Genomic DNA, 26,087 nt, shown 5'->3' on the forward strand with positions numbered 1-26,087 from the left:
ATTGCCAACGTTCAAGTATTGTTATGCCATTAGAGCCAGCAATCAAACAGGCCGAAGAATTGATAATGCGCCGCGGTCAAGAAACCCGGTAACACATGCATATGGCGACTACAACTAACACTAGTGGAGCACAGGCTCTGCAATGTGGCGAGAAATCAACCACGGAGAACGTTCTCACGAAGATGGATTAGTTGTAAAACAATCTCAAAACCCAAACGGAAATACCACTGGAAGAATTGTTGCTGACAATCAAGTACACAGGCATAAGCCCCGATGAGATTGCTAAGAATCGTCACGCCCATCAATAGCAGAATGCTCTTCCTTACTCAAGCCTCTCTTATCTTTAATCAAGTCTAAGGTTTCTTCCATCTTAGTTATACAGCGAAATTGCGCCCTCTTAAACTGTTCGATGTCATCATCTCGTTTCTTCTTTACACCAGCAGCCACGCCTCCAATGATCTTGTCAAGACGAGAATGATCAAGTTCAAGCGCTTCCAATTGAACGTCAACAAAGGCATGGTAACGACGGACTTGCTCCTTGAACGCAATGGACAGGTATTGAAAAACCTCTTCCAACCACAGACGCTCCGATTCCGAAGGATGTCCCCAATCTATACGCTTTATTTCGTTTTGTATCTTTTCGAGACCACTGGTGCACTTTTCAGCCGACTTTTCGGCTGTCCTAGTATTATATCTTAAATTAATTCCCATTATTAATGCTCTAATAAATACTTTAATTCGTCTTACTATGGATGAGACAAAAAATATGGTGATGTCGACCAGCATTCCGCACAGCAAACAGCCAGCAAACAACACAATTGCAACTCTATAGAGAACCTGTGGGTTTAATTCTCCACTCAAAACGGCATCGACCATCATCATTACGTACCAAAGGCAGAATAGAGTTGTCATGGGAAATTCTTTAATGCAGTATAATATTCTATTTTTTGTATTCGTTTTTTTCTTAATTTTGCTTACTATATGATCGCGAATCTGATCCATCACTTCCGGATCGATCCCCTCAATTAACTCAACCGCATGAAGCAGGTCGATTTCTTTGTCGATTCTTCTATGCCAATCATAATCTGCAATTTTGTTTATTGCTTTATATAGACTGTATATAATAACAAAACTAATTACCGCCGGCAGAAATGTCTGCAAATTCCCAGCGCTATTCGAGGCAACCCACTCAATAAAGTCGAGGAACTGAGTCATATGATATGCATCTCCCAGGCCAATCCTTTCTTATAGATTGTCTAATATTAGTATAAGAAAATTGCGCAGCCGATTCGCTATTTCTAGAATCTCTCGCATTCTTTTTCTCGCTTTGTTTGCGCCCCAACTAGGGGCGGGTAGACTGGACCACAGGCGCAGCCTGTATCCCTCTTCGCATTATTAAAGAGGATATAATAAGCCTCTGCCTGAAAACGGGCAATCACTCTATACACACCCCCTCAGCCAGAAGAAACCTGGATGCAATCACATCGAGTTGCGCTCGAATGCCCTCGAACGGTTGTGCCAGGTCGAGTGTTCGGACTGCGATGGTGTTGCTGCTCAGTGAGAACTCCTCATCCGGCACGGCCTCCTCATCCGTCTTGGCGTACAGGAGCATCCCCGCAACGGGAGGCGCGCCGGCGGGACGTGCCGCCTGGGCGTTCTTCACGTACGAGAACATCTGGTACAGGTTTCCCGAATGGTACGTCCACGCACCGTAGTTGCGCTGCATGCTGTGCGTGTAGTACTTGGCGTCGATGATGAGCACCCGCTCCCCCGCTCGCAGCGTCACATCGGTCTGCATGACGGGAAGCGCCGGCGGGACCTCGCCGTCCACGCACCAGGGAATCTGCTCTGCTCGGGCGGACAGGTTGGGGTGCTCCGCGCGGTAGTACTCGAGGATGAACTTCTCGTACAGTCGATGCATCGCCTGGTCGTCCAGCACGCTGCGCAGCCTTTGGCCGCCCTCCGACCTTGCCTGAAGGGCGCCATCGATCGCCAGTCGGCACACGAACATGATCATACGGGACGTGCTGTCGGCGCGGCCGGACACCATACGCCAATTGATATGGCGAACGTCGAGATCCGCCACCTCGGCAAAATACATCGACAGCGACCGCAGCCGTTTGCGGTACCGCGCATCGACGGAAGAGCAACGGACCAGAAGCGACATGGTCGCCTTGATGATCCGGTTCTCGGGGCAGTCCACCGAGTACTCGTCATACTCGCAGACGAGCTGCCGGCGCAGCGGTGCCTGCGAGGCGACCGTGGCCGTCACGTCCACCTTGCCGCGCAGAGCGGACATGGCCTCGCGGCGCGTCCGGTAATCGCGCTTGACACCCTGCTTGAGCCGCAGCTCCACCGCGTGGCAGAGGATAGCGGCGCATAGCTCTAGCGAGTTGTCGAAATCCTCTGAGGCCAGCCGCTCGAACCCGCCCGACCGTAGGGACCGGAACGCGTAGGCCAGCATGTAGTAGACGTTTCGGATAGGAATCATGGCGCGCTACCCGGCGGATACGGAACCCTTGAGCAGCTGCTCCCAATGGCCCACCTTGTCGGGCTCATCGAACCAGTACTCGCGCAGCAGGGGCACGAGCTCGTAGTCGACGATTCCGGCAAGGCGGGAGCCGAGCGACGGGTCTTCCGCATCGAGCCCGCAGAAGAAGCTGTGCCCGATCCGGTACCCGCGGCCGAGCGACTCGTCGGATGCGATCGCGTCGTTGAGCTGGCGCACGCATGAGACCAGCTTATCGAACACGGGGCTGGCGAGGGACTTCTGGTACTGACGGAAACCGGGCGTGTCGAACCCAGGCTCCAGCTCGAAGAACGCGAAGCGGCGCCGCAGCGCGAAATCCATCAGCGCCAGGCTGCGGTCGGCCGTGTTCATGGTGCCGATAAGGTACACGTTGGGCGGGACCGTGAAGCGCTCGTTCGAATACAGCAGGCGCATGCCCAGGCCGCGCTTGTCGGGCTCGATGAGCATGAACAGCTCGCCGAAGATCTTGCTCAGGTTGCCGCGGTTGACCTCGTCGATGATGAAGAAGTACTCGTTGTCGCCATCGTCGGCGGCGCGCTTGCAGAAGTCGTAGAACGCACCGGTCTTGAGCTCGAACCCGCTCTCGTTGGGGCGGTAGCCCATGATGAAGTCCTCGTACGAGTAGCTCTGATGGAACTGGATGAGCTCGACGCGGCTGGAATCCTTCACCCCCATGATGGAGTACGCCAGGCGCTTGGCCATAAAGGTCTTGCCCACGCCGGGCGCACCCTGGAGGATGACGTTCTTCTTATGCTTGAGCAAGGCAACGAGCTCGCGATAGGACGCCTCGGGAAGGTAGACCTCGGACAGGAAGTCCGCGTCGGAATACCGCGGATAATCGACCTCGGGCGGTTCGGCCTCGATCGAGTCGTCCTCGATATCGAACAGCGCCTCGATCTGATTGACCTTGTCGGTGAACACCGTGATGTCGGTCAGGGTCTTGGTCGCCATGTTCCCGGAGAACTCCCAGCTCCCGCGGTGCGTCCATTCGACCCCGCGAACATTTCTGTAATCATCATCACGGGATTCATCGAATACGGGTTCCGACGTGACCACGCCCCTGCCCACAAGTCTGGACTTGCCCGCCTTGGCGAAGACGATATCCCCCGGCTGCATATCGTGAACGAACTGCCAGAGCGCCAAAGCCGAGTTGGCATACGTCGACGAGCCGCCGAATTTGCTCTTAAGGCAGGCTTTCAAGTCGGACCGGGTCTTAAAGGAAGCCGGGTCACCGATCTCGCCCCAGCCGATCGCCATGATGTCAGCGGTATAGAACTCATCCCATTTCGAGGCGAAGGGACCGGGCGAATACACCCAGTAGTGAACGGGCCTGACGGGATCGTCGCCCATGGACGCCTCCCCCATCTGAGCAGCAGCCGCATCTTTCTGGGCGGCCTTCTCCGCGTTGGCACGTTCCGAGACGGTCCAGGCGTTATACGACAGAGTTGGGAAGTCGGTCGATCCATCCTTGACGTCACCGGACGCGAAGGCCTCGCGGCACACATCGCGCATGCGCAGGTAATCGCTTCCACTAGGAACGTCATTCCCAAAAGACTTGACGAGGTTCGAGCACTCATCGTTGAGGGAGTTCTGGTCTCCAATGTACCAGCGGTTGCGCGAATCGAGATTGATGAACGCGTAGGGACGGATCCAGAAGAGACCCATGGTCAGGTTCCATTTGACGCCGTGATGGGAAACGGCCTCATCGAATACCTGCGCGAACGCTTGGCGCTCTTGCTCTCCGTCTTGCTCGGCCAACGCGAGCGCGCAGGCGAGCACATCCCACAGTGTATCGATGTCATGATCCCCGCGCATACCTTCGAACCAGTAGAACGTGGCGGACAGATTGTTGAGCACGGGAATGCCATCGAAGTCCTCCGGCTTCGGCGCGGCAACACCGAATTCATCCTTAAAGCCAGCGATGATTTTCAAACGCGTGGTATCGGAAACGCCCTTATTGAACAGACCGAATACCGTAAAGGGGTCGATGTCGACCGGACGGCCGCTCGACTCAAGCTTTGGAAGCTTGACACCGATGCGCTCATACACGGCGCAAATGCGCTCAATCAAGGCCGCCCGGTCATCCCGGAACGGCAGGAGCTTATCGGCGAACTCGGTGTAGAACGGAATCCAGGTCAGCTTGTCAGACATAAGGCGCTCCTTTAGATGGCAATCAGCCTGATTATTGCATAGCAGACAGTGTCTTTCCCCTATATGGCTGCCACCGCTCAGGCCATGTGCTGAACGATTGAATCCGGCACCTCAACGCGTAGAAATCGCCCGGACGAATAGCGCCTAGCTAGCGCCAACGCTCTAGGGGCCAAACGGAACGTTGGGCCCCTATGTGTGCGCTGCCGTTGCGACAAGCTTGGAGGGGCTGCTCGGCAGGAGGGTAAAGCATGGCTCTCAGAGTCAGCACGACGCTCTCGGCCAGAACCTATTCCTGCGGGAGCGATATGGAAAGAAGCTCGCGACTTCTTCCCGCGTTTGGATTGGCGCAGGAATACCACCGGAACCCATGAGCTTCGCCAAAGCTCAATTCAACACTCAAGCGTATACCCGAGCAGGAGCGGCTCCTTTCTCACTCGTCAAATTCAGACGTATCTTCCTCATCCGATAATCTTTCATCAGGAACTTCCTCATCCACGTACCCTGTATCGGCGGAAATCGAGCTGATGCCACCGGAAGGTGGAAATATAGGCATGGCGGCATTCGGCAAAGCGTTTGCTTGCAACGCAGGAAAATCGATAGATATTGCGGGACGTGCAAGATTGGCAAAAGCCTCGTCAGATATCAGCTTCTGCAGCTGAGTCTGCTGACCGATAGCGTCAATTGCCGACGTGAGCCCAGGTGTTTGAGCGATCCCAAGCGAAGACGCCACCCTCGCTACCGATGCCCATGTCTCCCGATTCTTGTCAATCATCTCCTGAATTCCGGCCGTTTGCGCAACGATCGACGCGAGCTCGCTCGTGTCGATCAGGCTCGCGGCCTTTTGCGCAGCAATGGCCACGGCGGCGAATTGCTCTGAGCTGCCGCCAAGATTCTGGAACATGGACTCGTAATTCTCCCGGATGAGCTTGGCCGCGCTCGCAGCGCGTGCTGCATGTTGCTTCGGATAGCTCACATCAGAACGAATCTTCTCGACATACGCATCGAGCTCGCCGATTGACGCCGAAGCATCCTCCGAGCGCGATCATAGGCCTCTTCAGTAATCAGCTTATGGTGCATCACCTTGTTGCGCATGTCACATAAGGCGTAATAGTTCTTGCGAACAGAAGGCAACGTTTCCTCGCGGAAAAGCTGAATCCAGACGGTATCTTCTTGCAGTCCCGTTATGAAGTCAACAATCTCGCATTTTGTGAATAAATCTTTTATCTTACTTTTGACCTTGCCTTGAAACGACGTATCGAAGAACAGTTGCCTCCCGAGACCCTCGAGAGTCAGCTGCTCGAGGCTCTTCACTAAGCTGTCATCGAAGTTGTCGTGTTCGGCGCACGTCGCAAGGGTTATCGCGAGTCTCAACTTTCGCTCGTACTCTGCGAAACGCGGATACAGGGAATTAGCAAACTTTAATGACACGTCGTCCACAAGCAGACGGGCGTTGACGGCATCGCGCAGGCTGCCCCTTAGCTTGGACAGCGCCCTTGCACCAGCAAGGGTCGACCCATTGACGCTGAAGGAGAGAATGTACAGCTCGCCACCGTCGGCTTCGTACGTGCCAACGACACCACGCTTCACCCCGTCAGGCAGCTTCTCGCTGATAAACCGATCCCTCACCTCGGCGCTTTTGATGAGATATGTAAGCTGCATCAGTACGACCCCATATAATACTCGCCATCGAAAAGGAACATGTGGCTGAGCGCATCAGCACACCAGGTCTCAGTCTCCCAGGCGAAGTCACCGAAACAATTATGCGTGGCCCTTCTGTTCGGAAAATGCGGCTGGTGGATAAGGTCGAACCCGCAGCAACCAAACAGGTTGACGAGTCCGTGCTTACTTGTAAGATCCACCAGACCATACGACGGGCACGCTTCCATGAGGTAGAGCTGACCCTCGCCCTCACGCCAAACGATGAAATCTGACCCCTTATCGCGACTGGGCAACTTAACTCTAACGAACCCGAACATCGCCGCATCGATGGCATCGTGTGGGCGCCCACGGCGCAACCAATAAACAGCGTAGTGTCTTTTGCTCTCGACGCCGGAGAACATCGGCGCGGCGAGCTTCGCCATCTGGCTCGGCGTGAGATGCCGGGGTAACTGGGACGAGCCACCTTCGCTGTGGTCGACGCCACGTGCGAACACGCCCTCTCCGCCGTCATAAGAGCACTTGGCGCCATCGACTCACCTCGACAAGTCACATATCGGCTTTGTCTTATCTCAGACAGTCTATCAAACCGTCCAGACAAAACCTTGAATCGCAAGCGGCCGCGTTCGTGCGACACTTATTTTGCGTTCTGCTTGCAACATACAAAAAAGCGATACTGAGCAGCACAGGCAAAGCGAACGGTTACCGTGCATCCACCAAGTAATTGGCGGAACAAACGTCCTGCAGACAACGCCCGCATCCCCGCAAGCCCCTGTTTTCCGCTCACGAAACGCACCGCCCACCCTGCCCCGTTGAGAAGTGCCAACCTTAGGTTGGCAGACTTTCTTCTACCTCCACAAGAGAATGGCATCGTCAATTCAACCCCGATGAAGGGAGCAACAATGTCGTTCATCCTCACCCGCGACCTGATCAGCAACCGCCACGACGAGCCCGGTCCCGACATCCCCGCTATGTTCGAGCAGACAGACCGGCTCATCCGGCTGCGCGACGAGGCACCCATCGACAGCGAGGAGTTCGCTGAGACGGTGCGCGCCATCATCGATTTCCAGCGCGAAGACGGGAGCTTCTCCTACCTCTCCAGCTATGAGGTTCCCTCCGATGCCCGCGTCGACTTCGTCTATCATCCGACCTATATCTGCTGCCAGATCCTCATCAAGGCTATGCTCTCCGGCAGCCCCAACAAGAACATCCTCCCCGCACTTCAGCGCGGCCTCGAGTTCAGCTGTTCCCGTCGCCTCATGGGACACGGCATCGACGGGCTCCGGGACCAGATGCGGACCGTTCAGGATTTCATCGACTCCGGTATCATGACCATCCTCGACTATCAGCCCGATCTCTGTCCTGAGTTCACGGCAATGCTCATCGAGATCGCCGAGGAGTACGCCAAGATGATTGAAGATTGCGACACCATCCTTCCTTTCGGGAATGACGTCACCGTCAAGATGATTCGCATCGTCAAAACGCTCAATGGCCCCGTCTCCGTGCCCGTCTTCGTCTATGGCACCCTCATGTCGGGGGAGGCCAACCACTACCTCATCGAAGACTGCGAGCACCTCGGTCCGGCAGCCATCTTCGGCTTCGCGCTGCATGACCTGGGCGCCTATCCTGCCGTCAAGTACACCGAAAAGCCCTTGACCGCAACCGGAGAGCTCATCCTGTGCGATGCTGACGCGCTCGAGCGGCTCGATATTCTTGAGCAGCTCGGCAGCCTGTATGACCGGGCCGTCGCCAACGCCTTCATGGACGATGGGCCCGTCTTCAAAGCCTATGTCTACGTGTACCGCAACGAGGTTACGGATGATTCCCGGGTGCCCGAAGAGCTGCAGCCTTGGCCGTATCTCAAAGAGCTCCAGAGGACGCACGTCTGGTATGTGGCGTATGGCTCGAATCTTCTGCGCGAGCGCTTCATGTGCTACATCGAGGGCGGCTTCTGCGAGGACAACGGAAGGGCTTATGACGGTTGCCGTGACAAGACGGCGCCGCTGTTCGATATCTCGGTCACCATCCCTTATAACGTGTACTTCGGAAACAAGAGCGCCTCATGGGGCAATTCGGGCGTCGCGTTCCTCGACACCTCGCGCACGGGACTTGCCTTCGGCCGTGCATACCTTGTTACCAAAGAGCAGCTCGCGGACATTCATGAGCAGGAGGGCAATGGCGCAAACTGGTATAGCAGCAAGCAGCTTATCGGCAAGCACGCCGGCATCCCCATGATCACGTTCACCAATACCCGTGAGCGGGAACATGTCATGCCTAGCAAGGCCTACCTCGATGTCATGCAGAGGGGTCTTACCGAGGGGGCGGGAGCCCTCACTGATGAGCTGGCAGAGGAGTACCTCCAGCAGGCAATCGAGCGCTAACGACAACCAGGTTCCGGAGCGTCCCCTCCATCTGGGACGCTCCGGATATCTACAACGTTCTCCCAGCTTACAGCGACACACGCGCCATCAATGTCTTTGACCAGGAAGCAGTGCCTGGGATCGACTCCGGCATCTGCATCCACATAGGGCGACGCATCGGTCCATCCGTCCATAAAGCCAACGTACGTCGACTCCTCCCCCTCCCCGTCAGCACAAATCACCTCAACGCGTTTATGCGCCTTCTCAAAGAAGGCCCAGGACATCGAACAGCCGGTTGTCCCCCGCACATGAGCATGTTGATCACCCACGTAGATAGGAGGCGTATCTCCCTGTAGATGGAAACCCTGCTCGGCAAGCCGGCCATCGATACGATCGCGAGCATAGTCGGTCAGTTGGAAATAGATCTTCTCGGCAACGTCGTTCAGGATCGCCCAATGCGGATCCTCCCTGCTCAATCCGCTCGTCTGCGCTCCCAGGGCACTCAACAACACGTAGACCTCGGAAAGATTAAGCGGAAGCAGAATGGGATGAACTGTCGATTGGAGCCTGCCGCCACGCTCGGGAGCAATTTTGACGCTCATGTCCCCAAGCCGGTAACCGTCCTGCAGCTCCTTCAAGCGCTCGCCAACCGTCTGACGCGAACACCCGAGAACATCGTTAGCCAGCCTATCCTGCGTAATAGGCTCCTGCATCTCTTTGAGAATAATAAGATTGACCTCGTCACGGCTGAGAAACGAATCCTTGAGCTCATACTTAACCGTTCTGGGAACATAGCCCTGATCGCGCAGAGCGTCGATGAGATCGCGGACCTCCAGATAGAGATCGAGGCGGTCTGCGCCGTATAGCTCACGAGCGTAGGACTTGACACCGCCCTTGAATGCCGCAAACCACTCGGATTCGAGTTGCCTACCAATCTGCCCGGGATGTCGGCCGAACAGCCATTCATCTACCTGTCCGGTGCAAAAGGGACTGCTACGCCCACTCAATAGACGATCGAGCAAGCGATGACCGAGCGCATTTCGGTTGATGAAGGTTCGAATATCCATTACCCCTCCCGGAAGCTTGAGTGGCAACAGGATAATCGGAAAGGAGGTACGTGACCCCGCTCACATCAGCCAAAACATCCGTTCGAGCATTTCCCCGGGATGCCGATACCCAGCTGAGCATGACGCCTAAAACGGCCGCAGCTCTTCCGCCCGCCGAACACTGAGTTATCATCCTTTTCGGCACCAGGTATGGCGATATCAAACGGAGCTACTAGCCAATAAGCCATCTTACAGGCGAAAAACGCCCCTGCTCCACTTACCGAACGCCGCCGCTCCGCCACGGAGATGTGACACAATCCTTATAGGACAGCGGCGCTAATAGAAGAATATGCCAGTCAACTTCATCCTCTCTGTATTATGGACAAGAACAATGGCGGAGAAAAGCGCCCCGCACGCGTTTTGCATAATGTATGCGGGGCGGCCCGTCCAAATGCCACCACCAACGCGTAGGCGCTGGCTTAGATCAATGAGTCCAGCCAACCGAATGCATGAAGACCGAATCGCATTCATTTTAGAGACAACCTACGAAAAGCTCCTTCGAAGCTGGCAATAGCTGTTCATAGATTCGTTCTGGCTTTGCATAATCGTGAAGTCTCTCAATTATCTGCCTAGCTAAATTCCTAGCCCGAGCGTCTTCGCTAAGTAAAGCAAGCTCAATCCAGGAACAAAAAGGCTCTTCGGTAGTTTCTGTGGGTGGAATCGGGGGGCTCCTCCGAGCCAGCCTGCAGAAAAGGGCGGGAGCGATAGGGGCGGCCCCTCGCGGGGCCGCCCCGCGCGGTTTCCGGCTAGGATTTGAGTGTCGAATTCAACCAGGCTGGAGGTCCCGCGCATGGGGAAGATACTGCGCTACGCGCTCGGATTGGTCAAGACCGTCGTGACCGGATGCAGGATGGAGGGCGGCGGGGTCGTGCTCTCGGTGCGCCCGTGGGCGCGGGAGGCGCGCCGGTGCCCGGTCTGCGGCAGAAGGCGCCCGGTGCACGACGCGGCCCGCTCGCCGCGGCTCTGGCGCGCGATGGACCTGGCGCGCTCCAGGTGCCATCTCGAGTACGCCCCGAGCCGCGTGCGCTGCCCCGAGCACGGCGTCGTCACCGAGCGCGTGCCCTGGGCGCGGCCGCGCTCCAGGTTCACGCGCGACTTCGAGGACTGGGTCGCGTGCCTGGCGGTCCGCTGCTGCGCAAGCGCCGTCGCCGAGCTCGCCCGCGTCGAGTGGCACACCGTGGGCGGCATATGCTCGCGCGTCTTCGCCGACCTCGAGGCCTCGCGGGGCGCGGGCCGCCACGACGGGCTGAGGCGCATCGGCATCGACGAGACCGGCTACAGGAAGGGCTGCAGGTACGTCACCGTCGTCGTCGACCACGACACCGGCAGGCTCGTCTGGGCCGGCGACGGCGTCGGCAAGGAGGTGCTGCGCGGGCTCCTCCGGCGGCTCACCCGCGAGCAGCGCCGCGGCATCGGGGCGGTGACGGCCGACGGCGCGCGCTGGATGCGCTCGGTGGTCCGCCGCTGGTGCCCCAGCGCCCGTTGGGTGATGGACCCGTTCCATGTCGTCGCCTGGGCCGACGACGCGCTCGAGGCGGTGCGCCGCGGCGAGTGGCGCGAGGCGAAGCGCGCCGCCGACGCGGCGAGGCCGAGGAGGTCGCGCCCGGGCCGCCCGTCCAGGGGCGACGAGACGCCCCGCGAGCACCTCGAGGCCAAGGCCGCGGCGGACGCCGTGAGGGGCACCAGGTGGGCGCTGCTCAAGGACCCCGCCGGCCTCACCGACGCCCAGCGCGCAAAGCTCGAGGCGCTGAAGGGGCGCGCCGGCTCGCGCCTGCTGCGCGCCTGGGAGCTCAAGGAGGACCTGAGGGCGGTCTTCCGCGCGCCGACGGCGGCGGAGGCGTCGCGGAGGCTGGACGGCTGGCTCTCGCGGGCGTCGAGGTGCAGGATAGAGCAGATGGCGGATGCGGGGAGGAAGGTGCGCCGCAGGAGGGACGACGTCCTGGCGGCGGTCGAGCTCGGGATCGGCAACGGCCGCGTGGAGGCGGTGAACAACAAGATCAAGGTCACCGTCCGCATGGGCTACGGCTTCCGCAACGTCGACAACCTGGTCTCGCTGCTGATGCTGCGATGCTCCGACGTCAGGCCGGCGATCCCGGGCAGGGCGATGTGATCGTCCCGCCCACAGAAACTACCGAAGGCTCTGTTTTATTGGAAATATTTGTTCTATTCAACATTCAGCGCCGGCACACAGGGCCCTCTCGTGCTCCTGATGCCCCGCCGGAAACGACGCTCCTACCGCTCTGGCTCCGATATCAACCGCACGCGGCTGCGGTCCGCAAGCATCTCGAAATTCGGCCCCAGCCATATGCTCGACTCCCCGGGTCCCAGCACGAGCGGCATGCGGTTGTGCACGGGTGCGACCGCAGCATTGGGCTCGCAGGTCACAATGGAAAGCTTTCCATCCTGACACACGCCGGCAAGAAGAAACGCTTTGGCACCCGGCATGAGAAACCGATATTGTCGGCGCACGGGCTTACCTGTACGCTCGCTCTTTACGCGCTCGGTGGCGTGTCCTTCATAGAACGCTCGCACCGGAACCAAGCAGCGCCCGTGCGCGATAGCCCCGGCCCACATGCCGCGTCCGTCGCGCAGTTGCGCCAGCGCTGTCTCTATTCGCGTGTTGAACACAGCGCGCGACCCGTTTGGAGCGTCGAAACCCCATATCAGTTTCGTGGCGACAAGCTGCCCGCTCTCGTTGGGAACAAGCGCGGGAACCATCGAACCAGGCCACGCATCGCGCGCCGGATCGAACGTTTCGTCCGCCGTCACGCGAGCGCGCCCCGTCTCCTCGCGCGATGCAAGGACCTCTTGGGCCTCCTCGAAACTCAGCGGACACATTCTTTGGCACATCGCGCAACCTCCGGTTTCCGACATTTGTGGTTATGATACGCGCTACTGCTCCGCTGCGGAGCGCGCGGAAAGCGGCGATGGAACAACCCTGCCTCGTCGAGCATTGCGAGCTCATCACTGGCAAACCCTGTACCGACGCGAAGGCCCTTCGCGTCGCGCCGCATCACCCCGCTAGGGCAAAACCTCAGGCTGCGCCTGTCCACCAAGACGATAGCGCGTACGACCAGGAGGCAACACCCGTACCGTACGACACGCGACAAACCCGTTGTATCCGCCCGTAGGGAGAATCGCACCTTGATAAAAGGTTTTATCAAGACATGTGAGGGCACCCGAAAGAATTTGGTATCAATAATTGGGTTATAAAGGCCTCTTTGAGACATTTTGAGCGCCCCGCGGAGACGTTCGGCGGCTGGCGCATGAAAGAATCAGCAGTTCAAAGGGCTTATCAGATTTGGCTGTTTTCTTGAGTACCTTGAGAGTTGATACCAAATTCATTTTCATTAATTATTGACCCCTGCTATCCTGGGGTTTTGCGGTGCGGATCCCCCACCGCACGCATGCAGAACCTCTACCGCAGGAGCTCACGTGCCCGGGACGTCCACAATTGCGGCAAGCAATGCCCATCCCGCGGACGGCGCGAAAGGAGCAGCGCGACAGAGCCCGGCATCCCCTATCTTCCCAGCTCCACGATATCCCGATACAGCAATCGATGCCGTCCGTCCAGCTCCGCGTCCGCGTGATAGTGTCCGAAATACCACCGGCGATACGTCAGCCGATCTTCTAGCATGTCGAACCATTCATTCAGGGCATCCGGCATGTCTCGCCCATCGGGATACGGCGTGCGCGCAAGCGCAGCGTCCAGCATGCGCGTGGAACAGCAATGCGAGACCACGTAGTCAACCCGCCAGTCGGCCGCCTCGAGCCGGTCCTCGGCTGAACCCAGCTCCAACGCGCTCGGCATCTCCTCGGCAAACCAATCCCAACCGGGCGTGCGCCACTGCTTGTCGTGGCTCGCCGCCCCACCCATCGCGAAGATGCGCGCCCCATCGATATCGTAGATCTCGCCGCGCATGAGATGGATGATGCTCGGATGGTCAGGGTACACCTGCACTCGGCCTCCCCACCGATCACTCACCGGCAATTCCGCAAGATGGGGAAAGCACTCGTGGTTGCCGTCCACGAACAACGTGGTCCACGGCCGGTCGCACAGCCAGCCGAGCCAGTACTTCTCCTCGTTGGAACCATCCCACGGCATGCCGAAGTCCCCGCAGATGATGAGCTGGTCTTCAGACGTGAGCATCCGGCCCTCCGGCCAGCGGCGATACGACAGCTTCTTGATATCGATACTGCCGTGGATGTCCCCGGAGATCCAGATACTCATAGCGACCCCTCCTCATCCGCCAATTGTACCTGTCCCCCATGGTAGAGCCCGCCTCCGTGGCGGGCTCTTCGTTAGCGACGCGTGCGGATATCTTCGTCGAGATTTTCGCGCCAGGTGTTCCCCAGCACCCCGCCCGTCGGTGCGCTGCGCACGCTCGCCACAGCCGATGCCATCGCAGCATAGAGCACCTCGGTGCCCTGCTCGTCGGCCAGATAGTCCGCCGCGCGATCGCGCTCGATTCCCAGCTGCTCCGCCTCCGCCCCCGCATCGATGTTGGCACCGATGAACAGGAACTCCCAACCCTGCTTTCGCCGCCGCTCGATCATGTTCTTGATCCGCGCATACGAGAAGCGCCGACTCGCGTTCTCCATCCCGTCCGTCGTGATGACGAACAGTACCTTGTCCGCCTTGTAGCCGTCGGGCAGCACACCTTGCACCACGTCGACATGCTTGATGGCGCCGCCTACCGCATCCAGCAGCGCCGTGCAACCACTGCAGCGGTACTGCCTGCGCGTGAGGCGCGGCACCTCCCGAATATCGATGCGGTCGTGCAGCACGTAACTCTTATCGTTGAAGATGATGGTCGACACCACCGCCTCGCCCGGCTCCTCGCGATTGCGCTCGATCATGCCGTTGAACCCGCCGACCGTGTCGCTCTCAAGGCCGCTCATCGACCCGCTCGCATCCAAGATGAAAACGATCTCGGTGCGAAGACCCTGCTTGTCCTGCTGCTTCTTGCTCATGGTTGCCTCCTTGACATCGATTCGCTTCCGACACCATGAAGACTACCGGTCAACCTCGGACGATAGGTAAACCGCCAGGCGACATCTCGCACACCGCGTTATGCTGAGCCGAGCAGCGGCTGGTCGAACGCGAACAGGGCCTCGTTGACATCGAATATGCTGTAGTCGCCGCGCATGATGAAGAACTCGACGATCACGTCGAACTTGCTGCTGCGCGACAGCGTGAGCCCTGCGCGGGCAAGCAGGTCCTGCAGTTCGTCGTAGGTAAGCTCGAGGGCCATGCCGAGCGCCACCGCCGTCGGCTTGGTCGGCTTATACGCCGGGTTGGAGCGGATCTTGGCAAAGAGCTGTCTGCTGATGTTCGCGCGCTTATACACCTGCGCGTCGGTCAGGCCGCGCGCATCGATAAGGGCGAGCAGCGTCGTGGAAAAGGGTTCGTCGAGATGATCGAGCAGGTCGGCGAGCTCATCCTCGTTCCGAGGAGCACCGGCGCACACGACCCCGGGCGCCTGTCCCAGCGCAACCATGGCGTCCATCGCCGCCGCATCGGGCACATCCATATGCGGCATCTCCGCCAGCCGGCAACGCATGTGCGGGCTGCTTTCCACATACGTATCGTCGATATAGGCGCGCAGGTCCGCAAGATGCCTGCCTCCCTGCACGATGACGTCGCGCGTGAACACGACGAGCGTCGCCCGCACGTCATCGTGCTCATCCAGAAACGCCGCCGTCTCCTCGCGCGCGATACGCAGCGCATCGCGGATCGGATAGCCGTAGATGCCCGCCGATATCAGCGGAAACGCAACTGAGGAGGCGCCCAGGCGAGCAACTTCGGTGAACATGCTTCGATAGCTCCGGCGGAGCAGCTGCTCCTCGCCGTGCGCCCCACCGCGCCACACCGGTCCCACTGCGTGCACGACCCAGCGACACGGCAGGTCGAAGCCCGGTGTGACGGCAGCGCTTCCCGTGGGCGTGTGCCCGATAGCCCGGCACGCCGCGAGCATCTGCTGGTATCCCGCACCCTCGAACAGCGCGCCGCACACGCCGCCTCCCGGAGCCAGCTGCTCGTTGGCGGCATTCACCAGCACGTCGGCATGAACCTTGGCGATATCGTTGCGTTCGATGGCAAACGGCATGACGCACCCCGTCCTATTGCATCGACTGGAACCATGCCCATTGTCCCACACCTGCGCTCTGATGCGTCTTGGAGCGAGGCATTTTGGAAGGAGGGGGCTGTGGCGGGATGCTTCCGTTCCGGTTCGCGGGAACCGCAGGGGCCGCCGGATGGGTTGAAACGAACCCGTCCCCAAGCAGCCCATTGAGACGGGGCATTTTGGCAGGAAGGAGGTCGCGGCGGGGCGGGCGCTGCCAAACGCACCCGTCAATGGCAGGTAATCCCTGTTTATTTCAGAAAGCGCGGCCGCATGCCCGCGCTTTCCGGCGCGCTCATAGACGCTATCTGGCGCGCAAGCTGCTCACGGGGAGTACTGCAGCCGCGCTCGACCCAGTACTAGATGTACATCAGAAACGATCGGGCGGTGCAGTAGTAATAGAAGTCCTCGTCAATCTCGCCCGCTCCCCCGCATACGACGTGGTAGCCAGATGCGCGAAAGCACGCGATGGCCCGACTGCAGAACTCCTCGAATCCGATGCAGTCCACATCGGACGAAAAGAGCGCCCGGTAGAACAGCAGGCGGTCCTCCACATGAATCAGCAGATCGTTCGCCACGCACAGCACGCGGTCGAACTCGCGCTCCAGATAGAGCCCCTGCTCCACCGCCCGACTCACCAACCATACGTAGGCCTCGACCTCGGAAGACATGGGCTGTTCGAGCAGATCATACAGATCGGCGTAATAACGGTAGAAGCTGCCACGACTATACCCGGAGGCCTCGATCACATCGGTTGCCGTCACGCCCGTCGAGCCGCGTTCGAGCGCAAGCCCCAGAAACGCGCGCTCAAACGCCTCGGGCGCGTGGCACTCCCGCATGGTGCGCGTCCGGTCGGCAATCCGCTCAACGTGGACGGATGCCGCAGCACGGCCCGCTTCGATTCGATCAGTGTGGCGCGCCATCGGCTCCCCCTTCCGGGAACTGCTGAATGGACACATCGCTCAGAACCGTACATTGAGTATCCCACGTCGCCCACGAATAATGAACGTAACGGGCGGGACAATCGTCCCACACGCATCATGCTCCTACGCGGAAAGGCGGTTCACCATGGGCAAACTTGAAGGCAAGGTTGCGGTCGTCACTGGCGGCACCGCTGGCATCGGCATCGGTATCACGCAGGTCTTTTTGGAAGAGGGCGCTAAGGTCGTCTTCTGCGGACGGCGCGAGGAGCGGGGCCGCGAAATCGAGGCGGGCTATCGCGCCGACGGCTACGACGCTACGTTCGTCCGCTGCGACATGACGGTCGAGCAGGACGTCCAAAACCTGCTCGACCGCACCGTCAACACGTAAGGCAAGGTCGACATCCTCGTGAACAACGCCGGCGTCATGCACCCCTTCCCCATCACCGATATGGACATGGCCAAGGATTACGACGCCGCCATGAACGTCAACATTCGCGCGTACTTCCTGGCAACCAAGCTGTTCTCCAACGCCATCGGCGAGGGTGGCTCGATCGTCAACATCGCGTCGGTCGGCGGCCTCGGGGCGGCGCCCACGCTGTCCACCTACGCTGCATCCAAAGCGGCAACCATCTCGCCCACCAAGAGCAGCGGCGTCGAGCTCGCGCCCAAGGGCATCCGCGTGAACGCCATCTGCCCGGGCACCATCTTCTCCGAGATGATGCCGCGTGACGGCGAGTTCACCGGCTCGACGCTCTCCAGGATCCCCATGGGCCGCGGTGGCGAACCGCGCGAGATCGGAACCGTGGCGGCGTTCCTCGCCTCCGATGAGGCCTCCTACGTCACGGCAACCTACATCGTGGTCGACGGCGGCATGGTCGCGTAGACCTGACCTTCGACAATCTTCGTATTCGGCCGTCGAGGGTTCCCATTCCCCTCGGCGGCCGTGCTCTTAACGCCCAGACAAAAAACGCGGCGCGGCTTTCCGAAACATATGGCAGATTACCAACAGGACCGTTATATACCTGCGGAAACAGCGGTTTTCGTTTTGTTCAGTTCTTTCCGTTTTGCACCGGAACTTTCATCGTTGGAACTTCACATTTCGTACACATACTATAAAACGGTAAGGAGGTATGTATCAATGCGCATCGGAGCCGAAACGCTCGCTGCATATGTCGAGACCCATCCGGGCATAACGCCGGACGCCCTTGCTGACTACATCGGGGTCAGCGTACGCACCGTCAGGACGTACGTCAACCAGATCAACAGGACGATGAGCGGGTTCGCGGCTATCAAGCTGAACCGCAAGAGCGGCTACCATATGGAGATATCAGACCCGTACGCCTATGACACCTGGCGCGAGGGGGTGGGGGCGTCTTCGGCGGTGCAGACCCCGAAGGCGCGCCTGATGCTCCTGCTCAACGATCTGCTCATGCGCAACGACTGGGTCAAACTGGACGACCTGAGCGGGTTCATGTTCGTATCGCGCGGCACCGTCTCCAATGACCTCAAGCACGCCCAGGAGTTCCTCGACGGCTACGGGCTCTCCATCGAGACGCGCCCCCATTACGGCATCCGCATCACCGGTCCGGAGCTGTCGCGCCGCATCTGCCTGGCGAACGTCATCGTCGACCGCTTCAACGACGCCATGGGCGACATCGAGAGCGAGACGAAACGCTCGCTCGACACGCTGTTCTCTCGCCTGTTCAAAGACAGGCAGGAGCCGGATCCCGATGCGAACGCGGGCGATGGCGCCGACGCCGGTAGCGACACGACGCTCGACATCGTGTCCGACTGCGTCTCCCGCGTCATCCGGGAGGAGCACTTCCAGATCAACACTGCCGCCTACCGCAACCTCATCGTCCATATCGCCGTAGCGCTCGTCCGCATCCAAGAGCACTGCTATGTGCCGATGGCATCCGATCAGCTCGACCAGATGAAGGGCACCGACGAGTTCAGGGTCGCCGAGAAGATCGTCGCGGCGATCGAGGGGGCCATGGGCCAGGAGAGCCTGCTGCCCGAGGAGGAGATCGCCTACATCTCCATCCACCTCGCGGGCAAGCGGATGATGCTCGGCGACTCGCCCAAAGACGAGGGCCTGATCATCACCGACGACGTCTGGCATGTCGTCGAGGAGATGATCGAGTGCGTCTGGAAGGCATTCCGGTTCGATTTCCGCAACGACCTTGAACTCCATATGAACCTCGCGCGCCATATCGTGCCGCTCGCGGTGCGCCTGCGCTACCGCATGTACCTGAAGAACCCGCTGATCGACGACATCAAGAAGCGCTATGCCCTGGCGTACTCCATGGCCATGGACGCCTCGATCGTGCTCGCGCGCAAATACGGCGCCGAGGTCAGCGAGGATGAGATCGGCTATATCGCCCTGGCGTTCGCGCTCGCGCTCGAGCGGCAGAAATCCAAGATTCCCAAGAAGAACATCCTGGTGATCTGCGCGTCGGGCGCGGGATCGGCCCATCTGCTCGAATACCGCTGCCGCCGCGAATTCGCCGACTACGTCGACCGGATCTTCACCTGCGACCTCATGGGTATCGACAACGTCGACTTCTCGCATATCGATTACGTGTTCACCACCGTGCCGATCAACCGCAAGCTTCCGGTCCCCGTTCGCGAGGTCTCCTACTTCCTCGGTGACGACGAGGTCATCGACATGCGCCTGGTCCTCGACTCGCGGAGCAATCCGGGCAAGGTCCCGCCCTACTTCAAGCGCTCCCTGTTCTTCCCGCACATGACCCTGACGTCCAAGCGCAAGGTGCTCGACTTCCTGCTCGACCGGACGTGCGAGACGTGCTCGGTGGCGTCGGACTTCCGCGAACTCGTCTGGAAACGCGAGGCCCTGGTGCCCACGTCGTTCGGCAACCGCGTCGCGACCCCGCATCCCATCGAGGCGGCAAGTGACGAGACGTTCATCTGCGTCGGCCTGCTTGATCACCCTGTGGCATGGGATGCAGACGGCCAGCCGGTCCAAGCGGTGTTCCTGCTCGGCTTCTCCGACAAGAAAAGGAACGGCGAGATGCCACTCCACGAGTTCATGAGTGCGTTCGCGAGCCTCCTTGTCGACAAGGAGGCCGTCGACACGCTCCTGAAGCGCCAGAACTGGGAGACCCTCATGGCGCTACTCGAAAGCGCCCTCTCAGGAGAGCCGGACGGCTCGCCCGGAACGTGAACGCATATCTACGGACCGGGTTCGCACCGGTTTTCTAGATAGGACCTATAAAGCACGAGACCGCACACGAGGAGGTGACGAAGATGGCAGAGGAAAGCATGGAGATGATTTCGTTCGGAATCGTCGCTGCAGCCGGTCAGGCGCGCAGCCTCGCGATGGAGTCGATCAAGGCCGCCCGTGAGGGCAAGTTCGACGAGGCCCGCCAGATGCTCGAGGAGTCCCGCACCGCGGGTCTCGCCGCGCATGACGAGCAGACCAAGCTGCTTTCCCGCGAGGCCGGCGGAGACCACGTTCCCGTGGACGTCCTGCTGGTCCATTCGCAGGACCACCTGATGACCGCCATGCTGTGCCAGGACCTGGCTGAGGAGATCATCAACCTGTACGAGCTCAAGCAGGACAAATAGTCCTGAAAGGGGCCCGGGGTCGAACAGGCCGCACCCCCGGGCCCCTCGAGCGACCGTCGCGGGACCCGAAGATCCCGCTCTACCGAAGGGAGTACTCACATGAAGGTACTGCTCGTTTGCGCAGCCGGTATGTCGACCAGCATGCTCATGAAGAAGATGGAGGCCTACGCCAAGGACAACGGCATCGACCTCGAGATCGCCGCCCGCAGCTTCTCCGAGCTCAAGAACCCCGCCGATGACGGCTATGACTGCATCCTCATCGGTCCGCAGATCTCCTATCAGAAAGACAAGGTCGTCGCCAAGGCCCAGGGCCTGCCCGTCGACGTCATCCCCATGAAGGACTACGGACGCCAGAACTGCCCGGCGATCTTCGAGCAGATCGACAAGATCCTGGCGTAGGCCAGCAACAGATAAGAGAGCTCAAGCGTGAAAAAGGGAAAACGGAAAGAGCGCATTCGCGCGGAGCGTCGCCGGCTTCATGACAGGGCCGGGCGCGGACCCACCGAGGAAGAGATTTCGTTTCGCCAGATGCAGCAGGTGAACACCGCGAAGTGGAACCGCTACATGCTGATTCGATATCTGGATTCAGGGATCTTCTTCGTGGGTCTGTACTGGGGCGTCATGCTGTTCGCGACAACAGACAGCCTCGTTGCGCTCGCTGCGCCCGCCTCGGAGATCGCACTCGGCGCCATCGTGCTGCTCGAGGTCAACCGCGTGCTCACGCACGATATCGAATATCTCAGGGCTTCGCACGTCGCGCTCATCATCGGCTGCTTCCTGTCGGTGCTCGAGATCGCGATCACCGCCGTCTTCGGCAAGGAGGCGTTCTTCCCGTTTTTCTCCACCCCGGTCGTCGGCATCGGCCTGTGCGCGATACTGCTCGCGCTCAAGGCCCTCATTGTCTGGCGTATCGTGCTCGTGCGCGATCGCCGCGACAAGAAGCGCTACGGCCTCTACCTCAAGGCGCTTGAGCATGCAGGACAACGGAAGGGAGAGTAGTCCTGTGTTTGACTTTCTCGAGAAATACATCATGGGTCCGATGACGAAGCTGTCTCAGTTCCGCATGATTCGCTCCATCACCCAAGCCGGTATGACATCGATCTCCTTCACGATCGTGGGCTCCATGTTCCTGATCCTGAACGTCCTTCCCCAGGCGTTCCCTGACCTCCAGGGCATCTGGGCCGTCTCGTTCGATCAGATCACCGAGCTCTACATGCTGGCGAATCACGCCACCATCGGGTGCATCGCCGTGTACTTCCTGATCGGCACCGCGTTCGAGTACTCGCGCATCCTTTCCGAGGAGGACGGCATTGACATCAAGCCGCTCAACGGCGTGCTCATAGCCATCATGGCCATGTTCATGCTCGCCCCGCAGGTCGGCTTCGTCGACGGCGTCATCAGCCGCATCACGAGCATCGTCGCCGGCGAGGACGGCGCCTGGAGCTCCGTCGTGTACAACGGCTGGGAGCTCGGCGGCGACGGCCCGGCGAACTTCGGCGCGACCGGCATCTTCTGCGCCTTCATCATCGCCTGGTTCGCCGTGCGCATCTACGCGACCTGTGTCGATAAGAAGATCGTCATCAAGCTTCCCGAGGTCGTGCCCGACGGCGTCGCCCGCTCGTTCACCGCTCTCGTCCCCGGCTTCCTGGTCGCCATCGTCTGCATGCTCATCCAGACGGTCTTCATGATGTTCGGCACCAACTTCTACGACTTCATCGCCATCCCGTTCGGCTTCGTGGTCAACATCGTCGGCACCTATCCCGGCATCCTGCTGATCTACTTCCTGATCCACGCCCTGTGGCTCGTCGGCATCCACGGCGCCACCATCGTCACCTCCTCGCTGACCGCCATCGCGATCGCCAACCTCGTCGTCAACGCCGACGGCGGTGCCGCGGTGTGGGCCGGCGAGTACAACAACGCATTCGTCATCATCGGCGGCTCCGGCTGCACACTCGGCCTGTCGATCCTCATGGTCACGATGGCGAAGTCCGAGCAGCTCAAGGCCATCGGCAAGGCCGAGATCGTGCCCGCGTTCTTCAACATCAACGAGCCGCTCCTCTTCGGCCTGCCCATCGTGTACAACCCCGCACTCGCCGTGCCGTTCGTCCTCGCGCCCATGGCCGCGGCGACCATCTCCTACTTCGCCATCACGCTGGGCATCATCCCCTCGGTCCTCGTGCAGGTGCCCTGGCCGACCCCTGTCGGTATCGGCGCCATGATCTCCACGGGCGGCAGCCTGGTCGCGGCCGCCGTGGCCGTCCTCGACGTCGTCGTGGCGACGCTCATCTACTTCCCGTTCTTCAAGCGCTACGATAAGCAGCTCTGCGAGGAGGAGGCCGCTGCCAAGGCGGCGGAGTAAACCCGACTCCATCCCCTTTTCGCACCGTATCGACCATCGCGGCACGAGGCCGCCTGGACAACGCGCGCCGGGCGGCCTCGTCGCCCATTGCTCTCACGACGCACCGAGAACCTTCGCTGAAAGGAGACATGACATGGCGTTTCGCACTGACTTCCTCTGGGGAGGCGCCGTTTCGGCGCACCAACTCGAAGGCGGTTGGGACCAGGGCGGCAAGGGCGTCAACATCATGGACGTGACGACCGCCGGCAACGTGAGCACGCGCCGTCGCTATACCGGCGAGGTGCTTGAGGGCGAGAACTACCCCAACCACGAGGCGATCGATTTCTACCATCGCTACAAGGGCGATATCGCGCTGCTCGCCGAGATGGGGTTCAAGTGCTTCCGCACCTCCATCAGCTGGGCGCGCATCTTCCCCGTGGGCGACGAGGAGGTGCCGAACGAGGAGGGCCTGAAGTTCTATGACGACCTGTTCGACGAGTGCCTGAAGTACGGGATCGAGCCGGTCATCACGCTCAGCCATTTCGAGATCCCACTCGGTCTGGTCAAGAAGTACGGCGGCTGGCGCAACCGCAAGCTCATCGACTTCTTCGTGCGCTTCGCCACCACGTGCTTCATGCGCTACAAGGACAAGGTCAAGTACTGGATGACCTTCAACGAGATCAACAACCAGGCCGATTACATGGATGATTTCGCCCTGCTCGTCGACTCCGGCATCGTCGCCGAGAAGGGCGAGAACCGCGAGCTCGCCATGTTCCAGGCCGCCCACTACGAACTCGTGGCGTCGGCGAAGACCGTCATGATCGGCCATGCGATCAACCCCGATTTCAAGATCGGCTGCATGATCGCCATGTGCCCGGTCTACCCCTTCTCCTGCAAGCCCGAGGACATCCTCATGGCGACGAAGGCGATGCAGTTGCGCTACTACTACGCCGACGTCCATGCGCTGGGCGCCTACCCGCCGAACGTCTTGGCGCTGTGGGAGCGCCGCGGCTACGACATCGACATCACGCCGGAGGACATCGAGCTGCTCGCGGCGGGGACGGTCGACTACATCGGCTTTTCCTACTACATGAGCCACACCATCGAGTGGAAAGAGGACAACCCGCACTTCGACTACCACGAGGGTGCGGACTTCGTGCGCAACCCGCACGTCAAGGCGAGCGACTGGGGATGGCAGATCGACCCGGTCGGCCTCCGCTACGCCCTCAACTGGTTCACCGACCGCTACGGCCTGCCGCTCTTCATCGTCGAGAACGGCTTCGGCGCCTATGACAAGGTCGAGACGGATGGCTCCATCCACGACCCGTACCGCATCGACTACCTGCGCGCCCATATCGAGCAGATGAAGCTCGCCGTGGAAGAGGACGGCGTGGACCTCATGGGCTACACGCCGTGGGGCTGCATCGACCTCGTATCCGCCGGCACGGGCGAGATGGAGAAGCGCTACGGCTTCATCTACGTGGACAAGAACAACAAGGGCGAGGGCACGCTCGAGCGCTCCCGCAAGGACTCGTTCGCGTGGTACAAGCAGGTTATCGCCACGAACGGCGAGGACCTGGGCTAGGATTCGTGACTCTGGCTATCGCGGATTCCGACGACTGCACAGTGAGGGCCGGGCTCGACACGGTTGAGTCCGGCCCTTTTTTCTATCTGCGTACGGTGAACGAGGTGTCGTGCTGCAGGGAAACCTCCCGCCACGAGCCGACCTCGAAGCGCGAGGGGAACCAAGCATCGAACTGCTCGTAATGAGCGTCCATACGCGCGATGAGCTGGGCCACGGCAATGCGCGTACCCTCCAGCTCCGCCTCCACGGTGGCTCCGTCGGGCAGGTTCTTCACCCAGCCCGCCACGCCTGCCTCCTCGGCAAAGGACTGCATGTTCCAGCGGAACCCCACCCCTTGGACCGGCCCGCAGAACAGCACATGCACCCGGATGATGTCCTCGGTGCTGCCTGCGCTCAAGATCTCGTCCACACACGTTTGCGGCGTCATGTTCCCCACTCCCCTCGCATGTCACAACTATCGTACCCCGCCAACGGTCCCTGGGAAGACGCGGCCCGTCCGCTCAGCAAGTGTCGCGTGGATGAAACTTGCATTCCACACGACAGAGCCTTCTTTTGGCCTCTCTACCGTGTGAAATGCAAGTTTTGCCCATCCGCCGGCGTGGCAGGTTGGGACAGCCACCGAACCGTTGTACCGCCCTCCCGGTCAAACGGTATGCTATACTTAGTTTTGCACCCGTATAGCAGGAGGAAGCAATGGCTGCAGCGCAGATGAACATCCGCATGGATGCCGCCCTCAAGGCATCCGGCAATGCGGTGATTGCCGAACTTGGGTACACCCCATCCCAGATCGTACGCGCCCTCTGGGAGTTCGTTACCGTACAGGGTACACTTCCCCCCGCGCTCGCACATCTGCTGCGTGCTGAGCATGCCGCTGACTCCGCGCATACCGGCACACCCGACCGCGCGTCCGAAGGCGCTGCTCTCGTCTCCTCGTTCTACCAGCAGGTCGGCATTGAAGAACCCGCACGCGGCGCCATCGATTACGATGAGCTTCGTGAACTCTCCGCCGCAGAGCAGCTTGAGAAATGGGGGCTCGCATGATGGCGTCTACCGGCCATACCGCTCACACCCCCATCAAAATCCTTGTCGACACCAACATATGGCTCGACTACTTCCTTGCACGTGGGACACATCACGATGCCGTCAGTGCGTTCCTGGCGGAGGCCTATAAGCGCGAGGATGTCGCTCTCTACGTCCCGTCGCTTTCCCTCAAAGACCTTGCCTACCAGCTGGCAAGCCTCATGAAACTCGATGCGCGGCGCGCCGGTAAGGACATCACGCCTGAAATCGCCGCAGCGGCCCGCGAGGTATCGTGGGGCTGCGTACGCAATGTGCTGGAAAAGGCCCTGGTGGCGCCCATCGGCCATACCGAGGTACTTGGCGCGTTCACGTACAAGCGCATCCACGATGACCTTGAGGACGACCTCGTTCTCGCGGCAGCAGATACCGTGGGAGCAGATTACCTCATGACGCACGACGCCACACTTAAGCGGCATATGGGCGACCTTTGTCTCACTGCCGAAGAGGGACTTGCGCTACTGGCCGAACGTACGAAATGACAGTTTGGGGACAGGCACCAAACAATTATGCTCCCCACCCCCTTCTCGCTCGACAGCTTTATCCTACCCAGCTGCGCTGACGTGGATGAAACTTGCATTCCACACGACAGAGCCTCCTTTTGGCCTCTCTGTCGTGTGGAATGCAAGTTTTGTCCACCTGCCAGCA

At 60.0% G+C, this 26,087-nt stretch carries 23 protein-coding genes and 1 pseudogene; 11 read left to right on the forward strand and 13 right to left on the reverse strand.

Translation table 11 applies throughout. From position 1 onward, the window contains the following. Positions 1–282 precede the first annotated feature (282 nt). From B5F74_RS09735 to B5F74_RS09760, 6 genes are all read right to left on the reverse strand, one after another. Positions 283–1,215 carry a hypothetical protein gene (locus B5F74_RS09735; protein ID WP_087202044.1) on the reverse strand — a complete coding sequence of 311 codons (933 nt, stop codon included), beginning with the start codon at positions 1,213–1,215 and terminating at the stop codon, positions 283–285. 220 nt (positions 1,216–1,435) lie between these two features. Continuing rightward, entirely contained in the window at positions 1,436–2,491 is a 1,056-nt protein-coding gene (gene mcrC / locus B5F74_RS09740; RefSeq protein WP_087202046.1) for a 5-methylcytosine-specific restriction endonuclease system specificity protein McrC, read from the reverse strand. A gap of 6 nt (positions 2,492–2,497) precedes the next feature. Then, a complete protein-coding gene (locus B5F74_RS09745) occupies positions 2,498–4,681 on the reverse strand; it encodes an AAA family ATPase (protein ID WP_087202048.1) in 2,184 nt (727 codons plus the stop codon). Between the two features lie 430 nt (positions 4,682–5,111). Beyond that, complete coding sequence (locus B5F74_RS09750; RefSeq protein ID WP_087202049.1) at positions 5,112–5,654, reverse strand: hypothetical protein; 543 nt, start codon at positions 5,652–5,654, stop codon at positions 5,112–5,114. Continuing rightward, positions 5,651–6,340 carry a hypothetical protein gene (locus tag B5F74_RS09755; protein ID WP_087202051.1) on the reverse strand — a complete coding sequence of 230 codons (690 nt, stop codon included), beginning with the start codon at positions 6,338–6,340 and terminating at the stop codon, positions 5,651–5,653. The genes B5F74_RS09750 and B5F74_RS09755 overlap by 4 nt, the downstream gene beginning before the upstream one ends. Continuing rightward, positions 6,340–6,834, reverse strand: coding sequence for a BsuBI/PstI family type II restriction endonuclease (locus B5F74_RS09760; protein ID WP_066833985.1), 495 nt, complete (start codon positions 6,832–6,834; stop codon positions 6,340–6,342). Before B5F74_RS09760 ends, B5F74_RS09755 begins: the two co-directional genes overlap by 1 nt. Positions 6,835–7,239: 405 nt before the next feature. Here B5F74_RS09760 and B5F74_RS09765 point away from each other — a divergent pair, with 405 nt between their 5' ends. Further along, complete coding sequence (locus B5F74_RS09765) at positions 7,240–8,718, forward strand: gamma-glutamylcyclotransferase family protein (RefSeq protein WP_158095745.1); 1,479 nt, start codon at positions 7,240–7,242, stop codon at positions 8,716–8,718. On the opposite strand, the gene B5F74_RS09770 is transcribed toward B5F74_RS09765, so the two are convergent. After that, the gene (locus B5F74_RS09770; RefSeq protein ID WP_087202055.1) at positions 8,715–9,764 is read right to left on the reverse strand and encodes an Lrp/AsnC family transcriptional regulator; all 1,050 of its coding nucleotides are present in this window, start codon (positions 9,762–9,764) and stop codon (positions 8,715–8,717) included. The genes B5F74_RS09765 and B5F74_RS09770 overlap by 4 nt on opposite strands. Before the next feature lie 829 nt (positions 9,765–10,593). Between B5F74_RS09770 and B5F74_RS09780 the strand changes: the two genes are divergently transcribed. Further along, positions 10,594–11,913 carry an ISL3 family transposase gene (locus B5F74_RS09780; protein WP_087202059.1) on the forward strand — a complete coding sequence of 440 codons (1,320 nt, stop codon included), beginning with the start codon at positions 10,594–10,596 and terminating at the stop codon, positions 11,911–11,913. Positions 11,914–12,035: 122 nt separating this feature from the next. Here B5F74_RS09780 and B5F74_RS09785 read toward each other — a convergent pair whose 3' ends face one another. From B5F74_RS09785 to B5F74_RS09805, 5 genes are all read right to left on the reverse strand, one after another. Next, complete coding sequence (locus B5F74_RS09785; protein ID WP_343217554.1) at positions 12,036–12,677, reverse strand: SOS response-associated peptidase family protein; 642 nt, start codon at positions 12,675–12,677, stop codon at positions 12,036–12,038. A 646-nt stretch (positions 12,678–13,323) separates the two neighbouring features. After that, positions 13,324–14,034, reverse strand: coding sequence for a metallophosphoesterase (locus B5F74_RS09790; protein WP_087202063.1), 711 nt, complete (start codon positions 14,032–14,034; stop codon positions 13,324–13,326). 71 nt (positions 14,035–14,105) lie between these two features. Beyond that, positions 14,106–14,777, reverse strand: a complete 672-nt coding sequence (locus B5F74_RS09795; RefSeq protein ID WP_087202065.1) for a vWA domain-containing protein — start codon at positions 14,775–14,777, stop codon at positions 14,106–14,108. Between the two features lie 98 nt (positions 14,778–14,875). Next, on the reverse strand, positions 14,876–15,913 hold the full coding sequence (locus tag B5F74_RS09800; protein WP_158095746.1) for a macro domain-containing protein: 1,038 nt from the start codon (positions 15,911–15,913) through the stop codon (positions 14,876–14,878). Positions 15,914–16,287: 374 nt separating this feature from the next. Beyond that, complete coding sequence (locus tag B5F74_RS09805; RefSeq protein ID WP_158095747.1) at positions 16,288–16,851, reverse strand: TetR/AcrR family transcriptional regulator; 564 nt, start codon at positions 16,849–16,851, stop codon at positions 16,288–16,290. Between the two features lie 145 nt (positions 16,852–16,996). Here B5F74_RS09805 and B5F74_RS12680 point away from each other — a divergent pair. The 7 genes and pseudogenes from B5F74_RS12680 to B5F74_RS09845 all read left to right on the forward strand — a co-directional run bounded on the left by B5F74_RS12680 (position 16,997) and on the right by B5F74_RS09845 (position 24,362). After that, positions 16,997–17,734 (forward strand): annotated as a pseudogene (locus tag B5F74_RS12680) (SDR family oxidoreductase). A 255-nt stretch (positions 17,735–17,989) separates the two neighbouring features. After that, positions 17,990–20,035 (forward strand): BglG family transcription antiterminator, encoded by a 2,046-nt coding sequence (locus B5F74_RS09820; RefSeq protein WP_158095749.1) that lies wholly within the window; start codon positions 17,990–17,992, stop codon positions 20,033–20,035. Positions 20,036–20,118: 83 nt separating this feature from the next. Beyond that, positions 20,119–20,439 carry a PTS lactose/cellobiose transporter subunit IIA gene (locus tag B5F74_RS09825; protein WP_087202078.1) on the forward strand — a complete coding sequence of 107 codons (321 nt, stop codon included), beginning with the start codon at positions 20,119–20,121 and terminating at the stop codon, positions 20,437–20,439. A gap of 99 nt (positions 20,440–20,538) precedes the next feature. Further along, positions 20,539–20,838: a PTS sugar transporter subunit IIB gene (locus B5F74_RS09830; protein WP_066833939.1), complete on the forward strand. Its 300-nt coding sequence runs from the start codon at positions 20,539–20,541 to the stop codon at positions 20,836–20,838. Positions 20,839–20,967: 129 nt separating this feature from the next. Continuing rightward, the gene (locus B5F74_RS09835; protein WP_087202080.1) at positions 20,968–21,438 is read left to right on the forward strand and encodes a hypothetical protein; all 471 of its coding nucleotides are present in this window, start codon (positions 20,968–20,970) and stop codon (positions 21,436–21,438) included. 31 nt (positions 21,439–21,469) lie between these two features. Beyond that, positions 21,470–22,798, forward strand: coding sequence for a PTS cellobiose transporter subunit IIC (celB, locus tag B5F74_RS09840; RefSeq protein WP_239283456.1), 1,329 nt, complete (start codon positions 21,470–21,472; stop codon positions 22,796–22,798). A gap of 133 nt (positions 22,799–22,931) precedes the next feature. Next, positions 22,932–24,362, forward strand: a complete 1,431-nt coding sequence (locus B5F74_RS09845; RefSeq protein ID WP_087202083.1) for a 6-phospho-beta-glucosidase — start codon at positions 22,932–22,934, stop codon at positions 24,360–24,362. Positions 24,363–24,444: 82 nt separating this feature from the next. Here the strand turns inward: B5F74_RS09845 and B5F74_RS09850 are convergent, their stop codons facing one another. Next, positions 24,445–24,789: an acylphosphatase gene (locus tag B5F74_RS09850; RefSeq protein WP_087202085.1), complete on the reverse strand. Its 345-nt coding sequence runs from the start codon at positions 24,787–24,789 to the stop codon at positions 24,445–24,447. A 266-nt stretch (positions 24,790–25,055) separates the two neighbouring features. Between B5F74_RS09850 and B5F74_RS09855 the strand changes: the two genes are divergently transcribed. Continuing rightward, complete coding sequence (locus B5F74_RS09855; RefSeq protein ID WP_087202087.1) at positions 25,056–25,403, forward strand: type II toxin-antitoxin system RelB/DinJ family antitoxin; 348 nt, start codon at positions 25,056–25,058, stop codon at positions 25,401–25,403. Continuing rightward, positions 25,400–25,921, forward strand: coding sequence for a PIN domain-containing protein (locus tag B5F74_RS09860; protein WP_087202089.1), 522 nt, complete (start codon positions 25,400–25,402; stop codon positions 25,919–25,921). Before B5F74_RS09855 ends, B5F74_RS09860 begins: the two co-directional genes overlap by 4 nt. The last annotated feature ends 166 nt before the right edge of the window (positions 25,922–26,087 follow it).

The sequence above is a fragment of the Collinsella sp. An271 genome, assembly GCF_002159695.1.
GTDB classification, from domain to species: domain Bacteria; phylum Actinomycetota; class Coriobacteriia; order Coriobacteriales; family Coriobacteriaceae; genus Collinsella; species Collinsella ihumii.